Below are 22,144 nucleotides of genomic sequence, written 5' to 3' on the forward strand. Positions count from 1 at the left end.
CGATGCGTTTACTATCGATCGATACATCCGGCGCGGTCTGCTCCGTCGCAGTATTCGAGCAGGATCGGCTCATCAGCGAAATCTATCTGCATCATCATCTGAATCATTCGGCTGTCTTGATGGAGCTGGTTGATGAGTGCCTTGAAAGAGCGGAATGCAAGCTTTCCCAGATGGATTGTTTCGCTGTGAGCATTGGCCCGGGTTCTTTTACTGGGCTGCGCATTGGCATTGGAACGGTCAAAGCATTCGCCCAGGCCACGGGCAAGGGGATTGCCGCAGTGAGTTCTCTGGATTTGCTGGCGCAAAATGCCCCGGAACAACGCGGCATTGTCTGCGCACTGATGGATGCGCGCAACCGGCGCGTCTTTGCAGCTATCTATGAGAATGGCCAAAAAAGATTGGAAGACTGCGTTTTGGAGCTGAATGAGTTGAAAGAAAAACTTCCGCAAAATCAGCCGGTTTATTTTGTGGGCGACGGCGCTTTGGCCTACCTGGAGGATTTAAAAGAGCGTTTTCCGGAATGTACATTTGCGCCCAGCCAGTTTTGCCTGCAAAGGGCGAGCGCGGCATATCCGCTGGCCTTGGCGGCGATGCAGCAGGGAAACCTGCTCACCAGCCAGCAGGCTAAGCTCAATTATCTGGTGCAGTCCCAGGCAGAGCGGAATTTGAGGGAAAAAGGGCAGTGAGTTTGCAGATGGAGCAGTTGCAGGTTGTGCGGGCTGGCATAGAGGATTTTGCGGATCTGCGCAGGTTAGAGCGCTCGTGCTTCTCTTCGCCCTGGCCAAGCGGCGTGCTGCGGGAGGATCTTTGCTCCAGGCAAAGCCGATATTTCCTGCTCAGGCAGGGTAAAGAGGCCCTGGGATATGCAGGGATATGGATGATTTTGGATGAGGCGCATATAAATAAGGTGTGCATCTCTCCGGCTCACAGGCGGAAGGGCTATGGAAGATATTTGCTGCAGGGCGTTCTGCGGCAGGTCTGGCAGCTTGGCGCGGATAGCCTGACGCTGGAAGTGCGCAAAACCAATGCGGCGGCAATTGCGCTGTATGCCGGGCTTGGGTTTGAAGTGGAAGGCGTGCGCAAGGGCTATTATGAAGATACCGGCGAAGATGCCCTGATCATGTGGAAACGGGGCATTGGGGCGGAAATGGAGCGGCAGGCTGAGTGAAGAAGGAAATTCGCGGCATACAAATTCATTATGAGATTACCGGCGCAGGGGCGCCGCTGCTCATGCTGCATGGATGGGGCGGGTGCATCAACAGCTTTTTGCCTGTGATACAGGAGATGAGCAAATACCGCACGGTCTATGCCCTGGATTTTCCCGGGTTTGGCGAGAGCGGCATCCCGGACAGAGCCATGTGCGTCGCCGATTATATGGAAATTACGGCGGATTTTATCCGGGAAATGGGCATCGAGGGCACGGATATCATCAACCACTCGTTCGGCGGGAGGGTGAGCATCCTGCTGGCGAACCGCTATCCAAAGCTGGTGGGAAAAATCGTCTTTACGGATGCGGCAGGGGTCAAGCCACGGCGCACGCTGAAATATTATCGAAAGGTTTATTTCTTTAAGCTCTGCAAAAAGGCGGCCAAAAGCAAGCTGGGAAGAGCGATTTTCAAATGTTTTGGCGTCGATGTGCAGCTGCGGGTTGCTCAGGCGGGCTCGGCTGATTATAAGGCGCTGAAAAACGAGGCCATGCGCGGCACATTTGTGCGGGTTGTGAATGAAGATCTCACGCCCTATCTTTCGGGCATCAAGGCGCCCTCCCTGCTGGTCTACGGCAGGCAGGATGCGGATACGCCAGTCGGGCTGGCGGAAATTATGGAAAAGAAAATCCCGGATGCGGGGCTGGTCGTCCTGGAAAATGCGGGGCACTTTTCCTATCTCGATCAATATGCGCAGTATATGAAAATAGTAAAAGTATTTTTGGGGGTTCATTGACCTATGGAAACGGCATTCTATCTTGTCTCTGCATCGCTGGCCGGGCTTTTCTGCTTTTCGCTCAGCTTTAGCTATATGCATATGTTTCAGCTGGAGGGATACCGGGCAAAAGGCTATCTCAAATGGCTGATGCAGTATGGGTTTGGCTCAGTTCTCGCAGTCATCGGCATGGCAATTTTATATGCGCTGACCTATCTGCTGCGCGCTGTGCTGGGAGAGATTGCCGGCTGGGCTTTGCTGGCAGGCTTTGCAGGGCTGGGCGTGCTGTTCCTCTGCAAATTCCGCGTGAAGGATGCCAAAAAACCGCTGGTCTATACGAGCCGCGTCAAGCGTATGCTTTGCTGCGAGGCAATCCTGATGCTGCTTCTTTGCTATCTGGGCTATCTTGCAGGCGGAGCGATTTTGGCGCTTTTTGTGGCCTTGGCGCCGCTCTATCTCATCGCGGCCAATACCATCAACGCGCCCATCGAAGCGCTGGTCCGCCGGCATTATTTAAACGATGCCAAGCACAAGCTGCAGGAGCGCCCCGAGCTCATCAAAATCGGCATTACAGGCAGCTATGGCAAGACCAGCGCAAAATTTATCTTGGGAACGATTTTAAGCGAAAAATACAGCGTCTTGGTTCCGCCCTCCAGCTATAATACGCCGATGGGGCTTACGCGGGTGATCCGGGAGAACCTGGAGGCAGAGCACGAAGTCTTTTTGGCGGAAATGGGCGCCAAGCACAAAGGTGATATTGCGGAACTGGTCGAGCTGGTGCGGCCGGGCCTGGGCATTATCACATCTGTCGGGCCCCAGCATCTGGAGACCTTCGGCAATATCGAGACGATTGCCCAGACAAAATATGAGCTGATCGCGGGTCTGCCCGAGCAGGGAAAAGCCTTTTTCCCAAACGACGGCGCCATCTGCAAGCAACTTTATGATCAGACGCAGAATATGCAAAAATGCCTGTTTGCGCTGGAAGGAGAGCAGGCAGATTGGGATATCGCCGCGGGCGATATTGTCTGCGGAGAGGGCGGAAGCAGTTTTACCATCCGCGATAGGCGCGGAAACAGCTTTTCTGCCAAGACCAAACTGCTTGGCAAGCATAACATCCTCAATATTCTCGGCTGTGTTGCCATCGCAAGGGAGCTTGGATTAAGCGATGCGCAGATTCAGGCGGGAATTGAAAAGATAGAGCCGGTGGAGCACCGCCTGCAGCTGCTGCCGACGAATAACGGCGTGACTGTGATCGACGATGCTTTTAACGCCAATCCTGCAGGCACGCGGGTCGCGATGGAGGTGCTCTCCAGCTTTTCCGGCCGCAAATTTGTCGTAACCCCCGGCATGGTTGAGCTGGGCGAGGCAGAGGATGCGGAAAATAAGGCTTTTGGCAAGAATATGGCAGGGGTTGCAGATTTTGTCTTTTTGGTTGGCCCCAGGCATACGCGCCCGATTTACGATGGCCTGCTGGAAGCGGGCTTTGACGGCCAGCATATTTTCGTAAGCAGCTCTCTGGCGGAAGCCTCGCAGGAGATGGGAAAAATGCTTAGGGCAGGCGATGTCGTCCTGTTTGAAAACGATTTGCCTGATAACTATAATGAATAAGCGCGATAGCAGAGGAGAAGAAGCATGATCAATCTTGCGGTTATTTTTGGCGGCAGAACTGCTGAGCACGATGTCTCGATTATTTCGGGAACGCAGTTTATCGAAAATGTAGATAAGAGCAAATACAATGTTTTGCCCATCTATATTTCCCGCAAAGGGGAATGGTATTATGGAAACCAGCTGGCAGATGCCAAATTTTTCCTGAACCCCGATTTTTCCCAGAAGGGCATTGAGCGGGTGTTCCTTTTGCCCGAGGCTGGCTCCCGCGCCCTCTATAAACAGGGGCGCTTTGGCATGAAAGCCATCGGGATGATCGATGTTGCCGCCATTGCCATGCACGGTATGCACGGCGAAGACGGGACGCTCCAGGGTTTTCTGGAGCTTGCTGATATCCCCTATACCAGCGCAGGAGTCACGGGAAGCGCCGTGGGTATGGATAAGATCGTCATGAAAGCGGCGTTTAAGGGGCTTGGGATTCCCGTGCTGGACTGCATCTACTTCGAACGCACGGAATATGAACAAGACGCCCAGGCCATCATTGAAAAGGCAGAGGCGGCGATGAGCTATCCGATGATCGTCAAACCGGCCAATCTGGGCTCCAGCATCGGCATCACAAAAGCGAAAGATGCCGCAGGCCTCAAAGAGGGAATTGAAGTCGCTATACACTACGACCGCCGTATTTTGGTCGAGCCGGCTATCGACGATCTGACGGAGATTAACTGTGCGGTAGTCGGGCTGGGATCAGATGCAAAAACCAGCTTGTGCGAGCGCCCGATTACGGCCAAGGAAGTGCTGGATTTCAGCGAAAAATATCTGCATAAAGAGGGCGGCTCCAAGGGCATGAAATCGCTGGATCGCGAGCTTCCGGCCAAAATCTCCAAAGAAAAGCAGGAGGAGATCGAGCATCTGGCACTGCAAATTTTCAAAGGGCTGGATATGGCGGGAGTCGTGCGCATCGATTTCATGATCGACAACGCGACGGATACGCTGTATGCCAATGAGGTAAATACCATCCCCGGCTCTTTTGCCTTCTATCTCTACGAGCCCATGGGCATCAAATACAGCCAGCTCATCGATACGCTGGTAGAAAACGCCCTGAAGCGCAGCAAGCAAAAGGCGGCCAGTCAGTTCAGCTTTGATTCGGAAATCCTCAAAAAGGCCGGCGCAGGCACAAAGCGCGTGAAATAGCAGGAAAATAAAAGCACTTCCCGGCGGGGAAGTGCTTTTTTGCGCCCAGGCACTGAGTTACGTTTTTTCTTCCATTTTCATACTATATAAAGAAAATGCGCTCAATGGAGGAAGACGATGATAGATGTATATTTATCCCCATCCCTGCAGGAATGGAATGTGGGCTATGGGAATTACGGAACAGAAGAACAGAGAATGAACCAGATTGCGGATGTTGTGGCATATGAATTGCAGCGCCATGGGCTTTCGGTTGCGCGAAACAACCCGGAGATGTCGCTGGCGCAGGCTGTGGCGGAATCCAATAGCCTGAACCCGAGGGTGCATGTGGCGCTTCACTCCAATGCCTCTGCCAGCGGGGAAGCGCGCGGCGCAGAGGTCTATACACACCGCTTTGGCGGCGAGGGCGAGCGCCTGGCAAGAGATATTTACCAGTATCTCTCCGCGCTGACCCCAACGGAAGATCTCGGCGTCAAGGAGGGCTATCAGACTTTTAACGGCCAGGGCATGTATGAGCTGCGCCGGACGGTCGCCCCGGCAATTTTGGCAGAAGTCGCTTTTCACGATAACCGCGCGGACGCACAGTTTATCATGGATAATATCTATGAGCTTGGGCGGGAGATTTCCAAAGGCATTTTGCAGTATTTCGGAATTCCCTATACGCCGGATACGCCGGAAGACGCGGCAATGCTGCAATATCAGTATAACGGCACTACATTTTAAGAGATTGGCAAAAGGCGCTGCAAAAAGGCAGCGCTTTTTTGTTATAGAAACTTTCCTGCGGCCTAAAAAACGCGGGAAAATGATTGACATAAAAATCCAGCTTGCTATAATATAAATAGTCGCTTAATAATTAAACGATTAACGAATTGGGAGGATGCTTTATGTCTAAGATGACGGAGCTTTCTAGGCGTATCCGCAAAATCTACCTTTTGCGCCGCGGCTTATTTGGAAAGCTGGCTGCCGACTTAGAAGTCGATATGCAGCAAAACCCGATTTTGCAATATGTAAAAGCAAACCCGCAATGCACACAAGTCGAGCTGGCAAAGGCATTGGCCGTTTCGCCTGCTTCCATTGCCGCCTCTGTCAAGCGGATGCAGAAGACCGGGCTCATTCAAAAAGAGGTAGATGAAAAAGATTTGCGCCAAAACCGTCTTTCCATCACGCAAAAAGGGCTTGAGACGAGCGAGCAGTGCAAGGCGATTGCGCAGAGTTTGAACCATCAAATGTTCGACGGTTTCTCCGAGCAGGAGCTGGAAGAGCTGGAAAACTACCTGGATCGCCTCATTCATAATCTGTCCAGTAACAAAAACGAGGAGGATATTTCTCTATTTTCGATCATTGCGCTGGAAAACCAGCTTAGTATAAAGGAAAGCGGAGGGAAAAATGATTAAACTGATGAAGGAGTGCCTCAATAGCAGATGCAAAAAATTTGCTTTTCTGGGGCCGATGTTTGTCATGCTGGAAGTGTTTTTCGATATTTTCATTCCAGTCGTCATGGCAAAGATTATCGATGTAGGCATTGGCGATGTGGAAAACGGCGGCATTGGCTATATCGTTAAAATGGGGCTGCTCATGGTGCTTTTGGCGGGATTGGCGTTGGTATGCGGTGTGCTTTCTTCAAAATGCAGCAGCATCGCGAGCGCGGGATTCGGCAGAGAACTGCGCGATCGGATGTTTTCTAAAATCCAGCAGTATTCTTTTGCCAATATCGATAAATTCAGCACGGCCTCTTTGCTCACGCGCATCACGACAGACGTGCGCAACGTGCGCATCGCCTTTATGATGAGCCTGCGGCTGCTTTTCCGCGCGCCTATCATGCTCATCAGCACGACGATCATGGCCATCAGCATAAACCCCGAGCTGGCGTGGGTCTTTATTATTGCAGTTCCGGTTCTGGGCGCGGCGCTTTATTTCATCGCGACAACCGCCTACCCGAAGTTTCAGGCCATGCTGCGCAAATACGATAAAATGAACCTGGATATCCAGGAAAACCTGACGGGCATCCGTGTAGTGAAATCTTATGTCCGCGGCGATTATGAGAAGGAAAAATTCCAGGATACGGCGGAGGGCGTGCGCGCAGCACAGATGGGCGCACAGCGCATTTTGGCCCTGAACGACCCAATGTTTGAACTGGTGATGTATGCCTGCATGATCGCGATCGCTTGGTTTGGCGGCAATCTGATCATCGGGGGCAGCATGACGACCGGGGAATTCATGAGCTATATCAGCTATATCCGCCAGATTTTGATGGCGCTCATGCTGCTGACCAACGTCATCGTGCAAATTGTCATTTGCAGAGCATCTGTCGAGCGCATTTCCGAGGTTTTGGATGAAGAGATCGATATTAAGGATTCCGCAGAGCACTCGGATTTGCTGGTAGAAGACGGCTCTATCAAGTTCGACGATGTCTGCTTCAGCTACAGCAACAACGAAGAGAATCTGACGCTCAGCCATATCAACCTGGATATCCAGCCAGGGGAGATGGTCGGCATCATCGGCGGAACAGGCTCGGCAAAGACCACGCTGGTTCAGCTGATTCCGCGGCTCTATGACGTCATGAGCGGCTCAGTCCGCATCGGCGGGCGGGACGTGCGGGAGTATTCGCTCAAAAACCTGCGCAGCAGCGTCGCGATGGTGCTCCAGAAAAACGTGCTCTTTTCAGGCAGCATTCGGGAGAACCTGAAATGGGGCAACCCGAATGCCACGGATGAGCAGATTATAGAGGCCTGCAAGGTTGCTTCGGCGCACGATTTCATCACTTCCTTCCCAGAGGGCTACGACACAGACCTGGGGCAGGGGGGCGTCAACGTCTCCGGCGGGCAAAAGCAGAGGCTGTGTATCGCAAGAGCATTGCTCTGCAATCCGAAGGTCATCATCATGGACGACAGCACCAGCGCCGTGGATACTGCAACGGACAGCCAGATCCGCAGCGCATTGCGGGAAAAACTGGCCGGGACGACCACGATTATCATCGCACAGCGCATCACCTCTGTCAGCGATGCGGATAAGATCATCGTCATGAACGAGGGCGAGATCGTCGATATCGGGACGCATGAGCAGCTTCTCGCGCGCAACGAGATCTACCAGGATCTCTATCATTCCCAGCAGAAAGGGGTGGCTTAACATGGCGAAAGTGCGGAATATTAAACCGAAGGATACCAAGCGCACGATCAGCCGGCTTTTGGGCTATCTGCTCGAATATAAGCTTAAAATCGCGTTTGTCATCCTGGCGGTCATTTTCAGCGCAGGCGCTTCTGTCGCCAGCGGGTATTTCTTCAAGCCGATTCTAAACGACTATATCGTGCCCTTTATCGGCCAGCAAAACCCCAGCCTGGCGGGCTTTATCACCATGCTGGTTATCATGGGGGTCATCTATCTGCTGGGCGCGGGAGCAACTTTTGTCTGCCGGCGCATTATGTCGGATATCTCCACCTCCACGCTCTATGCGATTCGCGTGGATCTGTTCAACCACCTGCAAGAGCTGCCCATCCGCTATTACGATACGCATACGCATGGCGAGACCATGAGCCTGTTCACCAACGATACGGATGTTTTGCGCGAGATGCTCTCTATGAGCCTGACGCAGATTCTCAATACCATTTTCAATGTTACGGGCATCTTTGTGGTCATGCTCGTCCTGAGCTGGGAGCTGACTGCGCTCGTGCTGATCATCCTGGTTATCATGCTCGGCGCTGCGCGGTTTATCTCCAGCCGTGGGTCCAGGCATTTTGGCAGGGTGCAGAAAGAACTGGCCAATATCAATGGATATGTCGAGGAGATGGTAGAGGGGCAGAAAGTCGTCAAAGTGTTCTGCCGCGAGGAGATCGCTACCGGGGAGTTTGAGGAAATCTCCAGAAGGCTGGGCGAGGCGGAACAACGCTCTTCGATGTTCGCCAATATCATGATGCCTGTGATGGGAAATATCTCCTATGTGCACTATGCGCTGACGGCGATTCTGGGCGGCGTGCTTCTGCTGGCCGGCCGGATGGACGTGGGAACGATTGCCTCTTTCCTGCTCTATACCAGAACATTTTCTGCGCCAATCTCGCAGGTTTCCCAGCAGTTTAACGCGATTCTGATGGCGCTTGCCGGGGCAGAGCGCATTTTCAACCTGATCGATACGCCTGCCGAGGTAGACGACGGCTATGTTACGCTGGTCAACGTGGAAAAACAGCCGGATGGCACATTGCGGGAATCCGAGCGGCGCACGGGCATTTGGGCCTGGAAACATCCTCACCAAGGGGATGGCACGATTACCTACACCGAACTCAAAGGAGACGTCGAGTTTGAGGATGTAGTCTTCGGCTATACGGATAAGAAAACCGTCCTGAACGGCATTACGCTGTTCGGCCATGCGGGCCAGAAAATCGCGTTCGTCGGCTCGACGGGCGCGGGCAAAACCACCATCACCAACCTGATCAACCGCTTTTACGACGTGCCGGACGGCAAGATCCGCTATGATGGGATCAATATCAACAAGATCAAGAAGGCAGATCTGCGCAGATCGCTGGGCATCGTTTTGCAGGATACCAACCTGTTTACGGGTACAGTGGCAGATAACATCCGCTATGGCAAGCTGGATGCTACAGACGAGGAAGTCGTTGCGGCGGCCAAGCTGGCAAATGCAGATTCCTTCATCCGGCATTTGCCGCAGGGCTATCAGACCATGCTGACGGCAAACGGGGCCAACTTATCCCAAGGCCAGCGGCAGCTGCTCTCCATTGCCAGAGCGGCAGTGGCGGATCCGCCTGTGCTGATTTTGGATGAGGCCACCAGCTCTATCGATACCCGCACAGAGCGCCTGATTGAAAAGGGGATGGACGGCCTGATGGAAGGCAGAACGACCTTTGTCATCGCGCATCGGCTTTCGACCATCCGCAACGCGGATACCATCATCGTCCTGGAAAACGGGCGCATCATCGAGCGCGGCAACCACGATGAACTGCTGGCGCAAAAAGGGAAATACTATCAGCTCTATACCGGCATGTTTGAGCTGGAATAATGCCGTTAAAAAAACACCATGCACACTATGGCATGGTGTTTTTTTTTGGCAGCGCTTATTTTTGAAAGATATCTTTTAGCAGGGAGGAAACGCGCCCGCGGCGCTTTGCAGTCTCTTCCTGATCGATGCTAAGCCGCAAGACATCGCCTTCCTTTGCCTGGAGCGGGCCAAGCAGGGCGTAGGGCAGGGAAAGGATCTCGCCGCTTTCCAGCTCGACGATTGCTGTGTCTTGTTCGATTCGGTCGATAATGAATTTCATCTTGCCTCCTAGTTCTGAATGCACTTTGTGCAGGCGTGGTACCCGAGGTTTTTGGCCTCTTCAACTGTCAGAGCGACGCTCTGATCGCTATAGTAGCGGCATCCTTTCCGATGATAGCTTTTGCCGCTGGCGGTGATATAGACGGTATCGATTTTTTCAGAAGCAGGAACGGGTGCTGTGCCGGGCTTTGCAAAGCGAACTGTCTCCCCGTCGGAATAGGCCAGAATATCGCCCAGCTCATCCGTCCGGTAGATGGTTACGCGATGGCGCGCCAATGTTTCCAGCGTCTCGGTATGCGGGTGGCCATAGGAGTTTTCGCTTGCGCAGGAGATGACGGCGGCTTCAGGGGAAACGGCCCGAATAAAGGCATCCGAGCTGGAAGTTTTGCTGCCATGATGCCCGGCTTTGAGCACAGTCGAGCGGACGGATCCAGCGGTATTTTCCAGGATTTCGGCTTCGGAAAGCGCTTCGGCATCTCCCGTAAACAGAAAGGAAGTTTCCCCAAAGCAGACGCGGATGACCGCAGAATAATCGTTGAGGTTTTCATATTCCTCTTGCACTGGGGCCAGAATTTCGCAGCACACATCGCTGCCCAGCTGAAAACTTTCGCCTGCTTTGGCTTGAAGTGCTGGAATTTTCCGCTCCTGAATGGCCAAAAGCAGATTCTCGTACCCCTGGCTGGTATGGCTGACACCAGGCAGGCAAACCTGCTCAATTTGGAAATTCTCCACGATATACTGCATTCCGCCGATGTGATCGGAATGCGGATGCGTTGCGACGAGCATGTTAAGCGTCGTTATGCCATATTCCTCCAGAATCTGAGCCACTTTATTTTTCGCCGAAGATTCTCCGGCATCGATCAGCATTGATTTTCCATCCGGTGTCAAGATGAGCGCGCTGTCTCCCTGGCCGACGTCAATGTAGATCACCCGAAGCCCATCCGCATCGCCGGGAAGATCCGAAAGAACCGGCGAGCCCGCACTCGGCGCAACGGGCGAGACGCCGCTCGGAACGGACTCTCCAGGCTGAGCAAAGAAATAGATGGCCGCGGCTATGAGAAAAAAGAGAATGGTTGCCAAAGAGAGGGCAGAGGATTTGCGCTTTTTCATAGAACACCTCGAGAGAAAAATAGAAAGAACAGAAGGAAAAGCTGAAGGAACAGGGCAAGCGGCACCAGGATGGTAAACTTTCGGTGCTGTGTCTTATGGCGGAAAAGATGCATGCCCAGCAGCATACCCGCCGCCCCGCCCAGCCATGCAAACGCAAGCAGTGCCCGCTCAGGTATACGCCAGCGATGCTGACGCGCCAGATGCTTATCCCATCCGCAGGCGAAAAATGCCAGCAGATTTAGGATAGGCAGATAGAATGACAGAAAGAATCCAAAATTGCTTTTCATGGCATCTAGTATACCTGAATTTTCATGTGCATTCAAATAGGAAAAATACTTTTCAGAAGTGAATAGATCGTGATATAATAGCATTATTGTTTGGATAGAGGAGATCGCAAGATGAATCAGCATGTTGCAGAAGTCGCCCGGCGCATTTGGGAGCTGCGGGAGATACTGGAAATTTCAAAAGAAGAAGTCGCGCAGAAAGCTGGCATTGATTTCGACGATTATGTCAAATACGAGAGCGCGGAGCTGGATATTCCCATCAGCGCCATCTATGCCGTCGCAGAAGTGCTCAAGGTGGATCCCACTGTCCTGCTGACGGGCGAGGCGCCGCGCATGAACCAATATACGATTACGAGAAAAGGGAAGGGAATCTCTGTCGAGCGCTATAAGGAGTATAGCTTCCAGGCTCTGGCCTTCAATTTTATGAACCGGGATATGAATCCCATGATCGTAAATCTGGAGCCCAAGCAGTCCGCGCCCGAGCTGGTAACGCACGGCGGGCAGGAGTTCAACTATGTGCTGGAAGGCGTCGTTACCGTGCTGTACGGGCCGCATAAGTTCCAGCTGAAGGAAGGGGACAGCATCTACTTTGATCCGGCGATCCCCCATGGCCAGATGGCCGAATTCGGCTCGGCAAAATTTTTGACTATCATCAACGAATGAGGGGTTAGCAGGAAATGTTAGAAAAGTTTTTGCCCAGAACGGAGTTTTCCTCCTATGAAGATTTTATAGAGAATTATCGGGTGAACATCCCGGAAAATTTCAATTTTGCCTATGATGTCATGGATGAATGGGCGGCACAGTGCCCGGAAGATCCTGCGCTGCACTGGTGCAACGAGGAGAACTGCGATCGCATTTTAAGCTTTGCGGAGATCAAGCGCCTGAGCGATAAAACCGCCAACGCCTTAAAGGAAATGGGCATCGGCAAGGGCGATCGGGTCATGCTGATCCTCATGCAGCGCATCGAAGTGTGGACAACCATGCTGGCTTTGCAAAAAATTGGCGCAGTTACCATCCCGGTTACCTTTTTGCTCACGCCCAAAGACATCGTCTATCGCTGCAATGCGGCAAACGTCAAGATGATCATCAGCGTGGATATGCAGGAAGTTGTGCGGCATATCCAGGACAGCCTGCCGCAGTGTGAAACGGTGGAGAAGGTCTGTATTGTCGGAGAGCGGGTAGAGGGCTTTATCGATTACCGTGCAAAGGTGGAAGAGGCCAGCGAGCGTTGGACGCGCCCAACGGGAGCGGAGGCGACCGCCATCACCGATCCCATGCTCATCTATTTTTCCTCCGGAACTACGGGCATGCCCAAAATGATTCTGCACGATTTCTCGCATCCGCTGGGGCATATCGTGACGGCCAGATACTGGCAGGATACGCATAAGGGCGATGTGCATATGGTCAATGCCGACTCCGGCTGGGCCAAGTTTGGCTGGGGAAAGATCTACGGGCAGTGGATCTGCGGGGCGACCATCGTCGCTTACGACGTCGTAAAATTCAACGCAAAACATATGCTGGAGACAATCGAGCGCATTCGGCCGACGATTTTCTGCGCGCCGCCCACGGTTTTCCGTTTTCTGATCCGCGAGGATATTTCGCACTACGATCTCTCTTCAATCCGGCACTGCACCATCGCGGGAGAGCCGCTCAACCCGGAAGTTTTCTACGAATTCCAGCGCAAAACCGGCCTTTCGCTGACCGAAGGCTTTGGGCAATCCGAGGGCACGGTGCTTTTGGCAAACTTCAAGTGGTTCCCGATTAAGCCGGGCTCCATGGGCAAGCCTGTGCCGCTCTATAAGATTGATATTATCGATGAAAACGGCGATTCCTGCGAAGATGGCATCGTGGGCAGGGTGGTCGTTAGAGATGCTGTTGCGCATCCGCCGGTGGGTCTTTTTAAAGAGTATTATATGGACGAGCAGGCCAACGCCAGCGCTTGGCGGAACGGCATGTATGATACAGGGGATACCGCCTGGAGAGACGCAGATGGCTACTACTGGTTTGTAGGCCGAAGCGACGATGTCATCAAATGCTCGGGCTACCGCATTGGGCCGTTTGAGGTGGAAAATGCGCTGATGACGCATCCAGCTGTGCTGGAATGCGCAGTAACAGCGGCGCCGGATCCCGTGCGCGGCCAGGTCGTCAAGGCGACAATCGTGCTTACCAAGCAGTATGAGCCCAGCGATGTGCTCAAAAAAGAAATTCAGGATCATGTGAAGAAGGTAACGGCGCCCTATAAGTATCCCAGAATTGTCGAGTTCGTGCGCGAGCTGCCCAAAACGACGAGCGGGAAAATCCGCCGGGTCGAGATTCGCAATCAAGATAAAAATCAGTAGTTTGGTCAAGGTGTTATGGCGAAGTTAAATGCGGTTTTAGAAATCGGCACATCTAAAATAGTCTGCCTGATCGAGCGGCCTGGCGGAGAGGCTCTGACGAGCGTCCCCGGGGCCTGCCTTGTGCGTTATGATGGCATTAAAAATGGAAAATGGTCGGGCTACTCCGCTTTCGCCGAGGATCTCATGACCGCGATTTCCGGCGCGGAAAGTCAGGTTGGAAAGACCATCAAAAGCTGTGCTGTGGGTGTTCCCGGGTGTTTCTGCAAAATTGTATTTCGGGAAGGCAAAAAGAAAATCAAAGGGCTTGTTAAGGAAGAAGATATCGATTGGCTGGTCAACCGGCTGAAGCCAAAAGAGGTAGGAGGTGCGGATCTGATCGACGTCCGCCCAGCCTATTTTATGGATGATCGGGATAATGTCTATCTCAACGAGCCCATCAATCTGAAAACGGCAACGCTGCGTTGTGGAATGACCTATTTTTACGGGCATAAGCCTTTTTTGGACAGCGTAGAGCGGGCTCTGCTCTCCAGAAAAATTTCCGTGGACAAGTTCATCTGCGAGCCTTTGGCCCAGGCCCTGCACTATATTCCTCAGCAGGAGCGGGATGCCACCTCCGCCATCATCGATATCGGCTATTACAGCACAGGGGTTACGGTTGCCTATGGCGATACGATACTGGCGCACAGCACCATCGATCTGGGCGGGAGCACGGTTACCAACCGCCTAGTGAGCCGCCTGGATATCAGGGAAAATTTGGCAGAAAGTTTAAAAAGAAGACACATTTTCGGCATCGACCTTCAGCCCGGAGAGAAAGTTTATGCAAAGGATGAGGCCGGGCGGATGGTGCAGTTCGATGCTGCTTCCATCAAAAATTCCATCGATGAAATTGCCGATATTGTCTGCACAGAAGTGCGCCGGGAGCTATACCGCTATCGGAATTACCTGCGCAAAGATGCGAAGATTTACCTCATCGGAGCAGGTATTTCTATGCAGGGATTTGATGCATATTTAAAAAGACAGATTCATGCAAACCTGACGCTGCCCCCCAGAAATAAGTACCGTGGGCTGCCTGCAATTTACAATTCCGGCGTCGCACTTCTTGACAACAACTCGGCGACAGTATATCATTTAAGAGGTAATGAAATAGGCTCTAAAATTAGGGATAAAGTGAACCGTTTTTTAAATATGAAGTAAAAGTTTGGGAGGAAATCATATGCCCTTGGGATTAGACACAGAGATGGGAACTGTCGCGAATATCAAAGTCATTGGTGTCGGCGGCGGCGGCGGCAATGCTGTGAACCGCATGGTTGAATATGGCCTTGAAGGCGCAGAATTCATCGTTGTCAATACAGATAAGCAGGCGCTTTATCTCAACCATGCGCCCAATAAAATTCAAATTGGCGAAAAACTCACAAAAGGTCTTGGCTCCGGCGCTAATCCGGAAATCGGAAGAAAAGCAGCGGAGGAGAGCAGAGATGAGCTGGAAAGCGTCATCAAAGGCGCAGATCTGGTTTTCATTGCGGCTGGCCTTGGCGGTGGGACAGGCACAGGCGCTGCCCCGGTTGTCGCGCAAATCGCAAAAGATTGCGGCGCTTTGACCGTCGGCTTTGTAACCACGCCTTTCTGGTTTGAAGGCGCGCCCAGAAAACGGGCGGCAGAAGCTGGTTTTGAAGATATGATGAATGCTGTGGACAGCATCGTCAAAATCCCGAACGACAAACTGCTGGATGTTGTGGGCAAGAGCACGCCTTTGATGGAATCCTTCAAGCTGGCAGACGATGCGCTGCGCCAGGGCATTCAGGGCCTGACGGAACTCATTGCAAAGCCTGCTATCATCAACCTGGACTTTGCAGACGTCAGAACGGTTATGCTCGAGCGCGGCACGGCGCATATGGGTATGGGCGTCGGTTATGGTGAAAATAAGGTGGTCGATGCGACGAAGCAGGCGATCATGAGCCCGCTTTTGGATACCAGCATTCAGGGTGCAAAGGGCATCATCTTCAATATTGTCGGAGACAAGACGTTTGGCCTGCCTGAAATCGAAGAGGCGTTCAAGCTCATTCAGGAAGCCGCAGATCCGGATGCGAATGTCATCATGGGTGCGGATGTCAATATGGATTTGGACGACGAAGTGCGCGTTACCTTGATCGCAACTGGCTTTGGCAGCGGCAGCAGGCCTGCCCCTGGCGAAGTGAAAGAGACGATCAAGAATAGAGTGAATGATTATGCAAATAATGCCAGCGCGAATCTTATGAACCGCGGCCTGAATAAATCTGCTGCGCCTTCCGGCATTACGGAAAAGAACTTCGACTATCTCGATCCTGAAGATGAGCCGCAGCTTCCGCTGTTCTTAAAGAAATCTCCCAAGAGAATTTCCATGGACGACTAAAAAAAGAGAAAAAGAAGTCGGCAAATGCCGGCTTCTTTTGATTATGGAAAAAATATGAAAAAACTGAGAACAAAATTAAAACAAAAACCCGCAGAGCTGGCCATCCAGGCAGATGCGGACTTCGGTTTGAGTGAAGAGCAGGTGCAGACACAGATTCTGGCCGGCCAGAGCAATGCCGAGAGCAGCGTGCGCTCCAAGCCATATGGGCAGATTATCTGGGATAACACAATGACCTATTTCAATCTGCTCAATCTGATTCTTGGCGCGGTTGTCATCGCGCTGGGCTCTTATCGGAACGCTCTGTTTTTACTCGTGGTCATCTGCAATATTGTGATCGGAATTTTCCAGGAGATTCGGGCAAAAAAAGCTGTAGATAAGCTCTCTCTGATCTCTCAGCCGGAGGTGCGGGTTCTGCGCGGCGGCCGGGAACAGAAGATTCCGGTGAGCAATGTGGTCAAGGGTGATATTGTTCTGCTGGAGCAGGGAAGCCAAATCTGCGCAGACTGTTCCGTGATTTCGGGCAGCTGCGAGGTGGATGAATCCCTGCTCACAGGAGAAGCAGACGCGATTTTTAAGAAAAACGGAGATGCTCTGCTCTCAGGAAGTTTCCTGATCTCCGGGAGATGCAAAGCCCGGGTGGAAAAAGTCGGGCTGGAAAGCTATGCCAATTCCATCGCAAATGAGGCGAAGGTGATCTCCAAAGCAAACTCCGAGATCATCAGGGAGCTGAATCGGCTCATTAAGCTGATCAGCGGGTTTATCCTCCCGTTCGGTGCATTTCTATTCTGCAAACAGTATTTCCTGCTGCATTCTACGCTCCGCTATTCGTCTGTATCCGCCATCGCGGCCATTATCGGCATGATACCCGAGGGGCTTATTTTGCTGACGAGCATGGTGCTGACGGTCGGCGTCATTCGCCTGGCAAAAAAGAAAACGCTGGTCCAGGATCTCTATTGCATCGAGACGCTGGCGCGGGTAGATACGCTTTGCCTGGATAAGACGGGCACAATCACGACGGGAGAGATTCGCTTCCGCGAGGTGCTGCCCTTGGCAGATTTCCCAGTTCCCACAGAAAAAATCGTTGGAGAGCTGATAGGCGCGCTGGAGGATCACAACAGCACCTTTTTAGCTCTGAAAAAACAGTTTCCCGGGAGCACCTGCTGGGAATGCAGTGCAAAGATTCCGTTTTCACCCATCAGGAAATGGAGCGGCGCCTGCTTTGCAAAGGAAGGGGAGAGCTATCTTCTGGGTGCCAGCGAAATTCTCTGCCGGCATTGTGTGCAGACGGATTTTATGCAGCAGGTAACAGAGCTGGAAGAGAGGGGGCAGCGGGTTTTGCTCTTAGCTCATACGGCGGAGCCTGCGCTGTCTGAAACGCTCCCAGACGGCCTGCAGCCTTTGGCGCTGCTCGTTTTGGAGGATGTGATCCGCCCAGAAGCAGAGGAAATTTTCTCTTTTTTCCAGCAGGAAGGTGTCGAGCTGGTCATCATTTCTGGGGATAGCGCAAAAACTGCGCATGCCATCGCAAAGCGCGCAGGAGTGCAAAATATAAAAGGATATTTGGATATTGCAGAGCTTTCGGAAGAAGAGCTGGAGGAGGCAATCCCCAAAACAAGCGTCTTTGGGCGCGTCGCCCCAAAGCAGAAAAAGCAGATCATCGCCAGCCTAAAAAAGAAGGGACACACTGTGGGCATGGTGGGGGATGGCGTCAACGATGTACTGGCCCTCAAGGAGGCCAGCTGCGGCATGGCTCTGGCATCGGGCAGTGATGCGGCAATCACCGTTTCGCCCATCGTCCTTCTGGATTCCAATCTGCATGCGCTCTATAATGTCGTCATGGAAGGCAGGCGCGTCATCAACAATCTAAAGCGCTCGGCCTCGCTTTTTCTGGTTAAAACGGTGCTCTCCTTTCTGCTCTCGGTCATTTTTCTCATCATCCCCAGCAACTATCCGATTTTGCCCATTCAGTTTTCGCTCATCGGCGCACTGTTTATCGGCACACCCTCTTTCATTTTGGCGCTTCAGCCAAACCAGGAGAGGGTAACGGGCAGTTTTCTTACAGATGTTCTGGTATCCGCGCTTCCAGGCGCATTTTCGGCCAGCCTGCTTATCGCACTCATCAGCATTTTCCAGCCGGCTTTTGCATTGACGCAGGAGCAGGTCTCCACTTTGAGCATGCTTACCCTCGGCTTCTGCTTTATGTTTGCGCTTTTCCAGATCTCGCTGCCGCTGAACTGGCTGCGGGCTGCGCTTTTTACACTCATGAGCTCTCTGTTTTTGCTGGCGGTACTTTTTATTCCAGAAATGCTCTACCTTACGGCAATTACGCCCAAAATGCTGCTAATCACCCTGGGAATTGCACTGCTGATCTGGCCGCTCAACGCTTTATTTGCCCGCACGATAGGGAAGGTGCGGCAAAAATACAAGCGGCGGGAAATGAGAATAGGCTGAATATTTTCTCACTTTGGATTGCATTTTGAGCCAGCATCGGCTATAATAAAATCGATTGATCACTTAGTAGCTCTATGCTTCCCTGGGGAAGCGCGATTATAAATCAGGAGGGATTCCATGAACGCTTCGGAATTGAAACAACTCAAAGTGAACGCGGCGAAAGTTCGCCTCGGGATCATCGAAGGCGTCTTTGCGGCGAAATCCGGCCATCCGGGCGGTTCGCTTTCGGCGGCTGAGATCTTCACCTATCTGTATTTTAAGGAAATGCGCATTGATCCAAAGGATCCGAAAAATGCGGATCGGGATCGTCTCGTCCTTTCCAAAGGGCATTGTGCACCGGGCCTTTACAGCGCGCTGGCGCAGCGCGGCTATTTCTCTCCCGAAGAGATGAAGAGCCTGCGGCATATCGGCTCGTTCCTGCAAGGGCACCCGGATATGAAGGGTACGCCCGGCGTAGATATGAGCTCCGGCTCCCTGGGGCAGGGCATCTCGGCGGCTGTCGGCATGGCGCTGGCAGGCAAGCTGGATCAGAAGGATTACCGCGTCTATACGCTGCTGGGCGACGGCGAGATCGAAGAAGGACAGGTTTGGGAAGCTGCGATGTTCGCTGCGCATAAAAAACTGGATAACCTCTGCGTCATCGTCGACTACAACGGCCTGCAGATCGACGGCCCTGTCGACGAAGTTGGCGGTCCTTCGCCCATCGATAAGAAATTTGAGGCATTTGGCTTTGATGTCGTAACCATCAATGGCAACGATTTTGAAGAGATCGAAAAAGCGCTGGATCATGCGAAAACAGTAAAAGGCAAGCCCTGCGCGATCGTCGCAAAAACGATCAAGGGCAAAGGCGTTTCCTATATGGAAAACAACGTCGCTTGGCACGGCTCTGCTCCCAACAAAGAGCAGTATGATATCGCGATGGGCGAGCTCGAAGCGGCCCTGAAGGAACTGGAGGCTTAAAACATGGCGGAAATCGTAAAAAAAGCAACGCGTGAGAGCTTCGGCGAAGCGGTTACAAAGCTCGCGGAAAAATATCCGGAAATTGTTGTGCTGGATGCAGACCTCGCTGCTGCAACCAAAACCGGCACGTTCAAAAAGGCACACCCCGATCGCTTCTTCGACTGCGGCATCGCTGAGAGCAATATGATCGGCATCGCGGCTGGCCTGGCTACCTGCGGAAAAATCCCGTTTGCGGCTTCTTTCGCAATGTTCTCGGCTGGCAGAGCTTATGAGCAGATCAGAAACTCGGTCGGCTATCCCAAGCTGAACGTAAAAGTTGTCGGCTCGCATGCCGGCATCTCCGTCGGCGAAGACGGCGCAACGCATCAGTGCAATGAGGATATTGCCCTCATGCGCACGATCCCCGGAATGGTTGTGCTCAACCCTGCGGATCACTACGAGATGCTGGCAGCTGTGGAAGCGGCTGTTCTGCATAAAGGCCCGGTTTATCTGCGCCTTGGCCGTCTGGCGGCAGAGAGCATCAACAATAACGATGATTATCATTTCGAGCTTGGAAAGGGCATTCAGCTGCATGATGGCAACGATATTACCGTCGTCGCAACGGGCCTGATGGTTGGCGAAGCGCTCAAGGCTGTGAAGAGCCTGGAGGAGCAGGGTGTTCATGCGCGCCTGATCAATATCCACACGATTAAGCCTATCGATGAGGAGATCATCATCAAAGCCGCAAAAGAGACGGGCAAGATCATCACGGTGGAGGAGCACAACGTCATCGGTGGTCTGGGCGAAGCAGTCTGCTCTGTGCTGAGCGAGAATTGCCCGACGCCTGTCAGAAGAATTGGTGTCTATGACAGATACGGCTATTCCGGCCCGGCGGTCGATCTCTTAAAAGAGTTTGGCCTCTGCGCTGAAAATATCGAGAAAGTCATCAAAGAAGAGCTGGCGAAATAAGCTTCTCTTCGCAAAGAAAACTTACTGCAATGCAGTAAGTTTTCTTTCTATATTGGGGAAAATCATGGAAATTAGAATTGAAATAGCAACGCCGGCAGATGCAGCAGCGCTGCTGGATATCTATGCGCATTATGTAAGGAACACGGCCATCACCTTTGAATATGAAGTGCCCTCCCTGGAGGAATTTGCCCAAAGAATCGGGAAAACTCTGGCAGAATACCCGTATCTGGTGGCAAAGCGTGGAGAGGAGATCCTCGGTTATGCCTATGCCGGCGCGTTCCATCCGCGTGCGGCCTATCACTGGGCGGCTGAGCTGGCAATCTATGTGAAAAATGGCTGCCAGAAGATGGGAATCGGAAAGCGCCTGTATGCCGCGCTGGAAGAGATATTAAAAAAGCAGGGAATTCTCAATCTCGAGGCCTGCATTGCCTATCCGGAGGCAGAAGACGAGTATTTGACGAAAAACAGCGTGGAATACCATAGGCATCTGGGCTATCGCCTGGTGGGGCAGTTTCATCAGTGCGGCTACAAATTTGGCAAGTGGTATCATATGGTCTGGATGGAGAAGATCATCGGCGAGCATTTGGAAGAGCAGCCGCCGGTTCGGCCTTTTCCTGAAATAAAGGATTCCCTTTCGCTTAATTAAAAATAAGGCCCCAAGATTTGCTTGAAATCTTGAGGCCTTTTTCCTATTTCATCGCTTTTTCTGCAAAACTGTTGTTGACCAGCTCACTGTAAGGCGCGCGGCTGGAAAGCTCTCCAGCGCCCTCCATGACATCCTGCAAGCGGTTGAAGGAATCCTCCGTCATAAACGGATCGCCCATCCAGGCGTCGATCTCCTGATACCGTGCCGCAACCTGCTCCAGCACCTCCAGATCGGTATCCGGGAAGAACTCTGCAATCGTCTCAGCGATTTCCCTGGGCTCTGCTTCAGCCAGCCATTTCTGTGCTTTGGCGATGGCATTGGTAAACTTCTGAACGGTTTCGCCGTTTTCATCGATATAGCTCTTGAGCGCGAAGTAAGCCGTATATGGAATCTCGCCGCTATCCTGGCCGACAGAGGCAACGATATAGGCCGAGCCTTCCTGCTCCATCATCGTCGCAGTTGGTTCAAACATCGTCGTGTAGTCGCCGGTGCCGCCAGCAAATGCACCTGCCATCAGGCCAAATTCCACGGATGTATCAAAATCCAGATCGGAAGTAGAAATCCCATGCTGTTTTAAGACATACTCCAGCGTCATGCAGGGCACGCCGCCTTTTCTGCCGGCAAGGATATGTTTGCCTGCCAGTTTTTCATAGGAGAAATCCGCATCGGGCTCGCGGGCCATAATGAAAGAACCGTCGCGCTTGGTGAGCTGAGCGAAAACCTGGGCGTAATCTTCTTTGCCCTCGTTATAGACGTAGATGCTCGCTTCCGGGCCGGCCAGGCCAATTTCTACCTGCCCGGAGATGACTGCCGTCATAACCTTATCCGCGCCCTGGCCGTTGATCAGCTCAACGTCCAGCCCCTCTTCCTCAAAGTAGCCCAGTTTGATGGCCGCATACTGCGGGGCATAGAAGACAGAATGCGTTACTTCGCTGATGGTGATGTGCGTCATTTCCTCTTCTTTTGCGCAGCTGACCAGCAGGCAGCTGAGCAAAAGGGCGAGGGAGAGTAATAGTGAGAGAAATTTTTTCATATATGCTC

The 22,144-nt window shown here is 52.5% G+C and carries 21 protein-coding genes; 17 read left to right on the plus strand and 4 right to left on the minus strand.

Going from position 1 to position 22,144, the window contains the following annotated elements:
* The first annotated feature begins 2 nt into the window (after positions 1 to 2).
* The 9 genes from tsaB (at position 3) to AALG83_02530 (ending at position 9,718) form a co-directional block, all read left to right on the plus strand.
* Entirely contained in the window at positions 3 to 686 is a 684-nt protein-coding gene (tsaB, locus tag AALG83_02490) for a tRNA (adenosine(37)-N6)-threonylcarbamoyltransferase complex dimerization subunit type 1 TsaB (GenBank protein ID MEY8382026.1), read from the plus strand.
* On the plus strand, positions 683 to 1,168 hold the full coding sequence (rimI, locus tag AALG83_02495; protein ID MEY8382027.1) for a ribosomal protein S18-alanine N-acetyltransferase: 486 nt from the start codon (positions 683 to 685) through the stop codon (positions 1,166 to 1,168). The genes tsaB and rimI overlap by 4 nt, the downstream gene beginning before the upstream one ends.
* Entirely contained in the window at positions 1,165 to 1,941 is a 777-nt protein-coding gene (locus AALG83_02500; protein MEY8382028.1) for an alpha/beta hydrolase, read from the plus strand. The genes rimI and AALG83_02500 overlap by 4 nt, the downstream gene beginning before the upstream one ends.
* A gap of 3 nt (positions 1,942 to 1,944) precedes the next feature.
* Positions 1,945 to 3,528, plus strand: a complete 1,584-nt coding sequence (murF, locus tag AALG83_02505; GenBank protein ID MEY8382029.1) for a UDP-N-acetylmuramoyl-tripeptide--D-alanyl-D-alanine ligase — start codon at positions 1,945 to 1,947, stop codon at positions 3,526 to 3,528.
* Positions 3,529 to 3,552: 24 nt separating this feature from the next.
* Positions 3,553 to 4,716: a D-alanine--D-alanine ligase family protein gene (locus AALG83_02510; protein MEY8382030.1), complete on the plus strand. Its 1,164-nt coding sequence runs from the start codon at positions 3,553 to 3,555 to the stop codon at positions 4,714 to 4,716.
* Between the two features lie 117 nt (positions 4,717 to 4,833).
* Entirely contained in the window at positions 4,834 to 5,436 is a 603-nt protein-coding gene (locus AALG83_02515; protein MEY8382031.1) for an N-acetylmuramoyl-L-alanine amidase, read from the plus strand.
* A 161-nt stretch (positions 5,437 to 5,597) separates the two neighbouring features.
* Positions 5,598 to 6,107, plus strand: coding sequence for a MarR family winged helix-turn-helix transcriptional regulator (locus tag AALG83_02520; protein ID MEY8382032.1), 510 nt, complete (start codon positions 5,598 to 5,600; stop codon positions 6,105 to 6,107).
* Positions 6,100 to 7,839 (plus strand): ABC transporter ATP-binding protein, encoded by a 1,740-nt coding sequence (locus AALG83_02525; GenBank protein ID MEY8382033.1) that lies wholly within the window; start codon positions 6,100 to 6,102, stop codon positions 7,837 to 7,839. The genes AALG83_02520 and AALG83_02525 overlap by 8 nt, the downstream gene beginning before the upstream one ends.
* Before the next feature lies 1 nt (position 7,840).
* On the plus strand, positions 7,841 to 9,718 hold the full coding sequence (locus tag AALG83_02530; protein ID MEY8382034.1) for an ABC transporter ATP-binding protein: 1,878 nt from the start codon (positions 7,841 to 7,843) through the stop codon (positions 9,716 to 9,718).
* Positions 9,719 to 9,773: 55 nt separating this feature from the next.
* On the opposite strand, the gene AALG83_02535 is transcribed toward AALG83_02530, so the two are convergent.
* Genes AALG83_02535 through AALG83_02545 form a run of 3 tightly spaced genes read right to left on the minus strand, consistent with a single transcriptional unit; the run spans position 9,774 to position 11,496 of the window.
* Positions 9,774 to 9,977, minus strand: coding sequence for a DUF3006 domain-containing protein (locus AALG83_02535; protein MEY8382035.1), 204 nt, complete (start codon positions 9,975 to 9,977; stop codon positions 9,774 to 9,776).
* Positions 9,978 to 9,985: 8 nt separating this feature from the next.
* The gene (locus AALG83_02540; GenBank protein ID MEY8382036.1) at positions 9,986 to 11,086 is read right to left on the minus strand and encodes a ComEC/Rec2 family competence protein; all 1,101 of its coding nucleotides are present in this window, start codon (positions 11,084 to 11,086) and stop codon (positions 9,986 to 9,988) included.
* Positions 11,083 to 11,496, minus strand: a complete 414-nt coding sequence (locus AALG83_02545) for a DUF1294 domain-containing protein (protein ID MEY8382037.1) — start codon at positions 11,494 to 11,496, stop codon at positions 11,083 to 11,085. Before AALG83_02545 ends, AALG83_02540 begins: the two co-directional genes overlap by 4 nt.
* Between AALG83_02545 and AALG83_02550 the strand changes: the two genes are divergently transcribed.
* The 8 genes from AALG83_02550 (at position 11,485) to AALG83_02585 (ending at position 21,103) form a co-directional block, all read left to right on the plus strand.
* Entirely contained in the window at positions 11,485 to 12,033 is a 549-nt protein-coding gene (locus AALG83_02550; GenBank protein ID MEY8382038.1) for a cupin domain-containing protein, read from the plus strand. The two genes, AALG83_02545 and AALG83_02550, sit on opposite strands and share 12 nt — an antisense overlap.
* 14 nt (positions 12,034 to 12,047) lie before the next feature.
* Positions 12,048 to 13,709: an AMP-binding protein gene (locus AALG83_02555; GenBank protein ID MEY8382039.1), complete on the plus strand. Its 1,662-nt coding sequence runs from the start codon at positions 12,048 to 12,050 to the stop codon at positions 13,707 to 13,709.
* Between the two features lie 15 nt (positions 13,710 to 13,724).
* Positions 13,725 to 14,903, plus strand: coding sequence for a pilus assembly protein PilM (gene pilM, locus AALG83_02560; protein ID MEY8382040.1), 1,179 nt, complete (start codon positions 13,725 to 13,727; stop codon positions 14,901 to 14,903).
* Positions 14,904 to 14,922: 19 nt separating this feature from the next.
* Positions 14,923 to 16,098 carry a cell division protein FtsZ gene (gene ftsZ, locus AALG83_02565; protein MEY8382041.1) on the plus strand — a complete coding sequence of 392 codons (1,176 nt, stop codon included), beginning with the start codon at positions 14,923 to 14,925 and terminating at the stop codon, positions 16,096 to 16,098.
* Between the two features lie 54 nt (positions 16,099 to 16,152).
* Positions 16,153 to 18,549 carry an HAD-IC family P-type ATPase gene (locus AALG83_02570; GenBank protein ID MEY8382042.1) on the plus strand — a complete coding sequence of 799 codons (2,397 nt, stop codon included), beginning with the start codon at positions 16,153 to 16,155 and terminating at the stop codon, positions 18,547 to 18,549.
* Between the two features lie 117 nt (positions 18,550 to 18,666).
* Positions 18,667 to 19,509 (plus strand): transketolase, encoded by an 843-nt coding sequence (locus AALG83_02575; protein ID MEY8382043.1) that lies wholly within the window; start codon positions 18,667 to 18,669, stop codon positions 19,507 to 19,509.
* A 3-nt stretch (positions 19,510 to 19,512) separates the two neighbouring features.
* A complete protein-coding gene (locus AALG83_02580) occupies positions 19,513 to 20,457 on the plus strand; it encodes a transketolase family protein (protein ID MEY8382044.1) in 945 nt (314 codons plus the stop codon).
* 64 nt (positions 20,458 to 20,521) lie between these two features.
* On the plus strand, positions 20,522 to 21,103 hold the full coding sequence (locus AALG83_02585; GenBank protein MEY8382045.1) for an N-acetyltransferase family protein: 582 nt from the start codon (positions 20,522 to 20,524) through the stop codon (positions 21,101 to 21,103).
* A gap of 43 nt (positions 21,104 to 21,146) precedes the next feature.
* Here AALG83_02585 and AALG83_02590 read toward each other — a convergent pair whose 3' ends face one another.
* Entirely contained in the window at positions 21,147 to 22,136 is a 990-nt protein-coding gene (locus tag AALG83_02590; protein ID MEY8382046.1) for an ABC transporter substrate-binding protein, read from the minus strand.
* Between the last annotated feature and the right edge of the window lie 8 nt (positions 22,137 to 22,144).

Source organism: Christensenellaceae bacterium 44-20 (assembly GCA_041223705.1).
GTDB lineage: Bacteria > Bacillota > Clostridia > Christensenellales > Christensenellaceae > QANA01.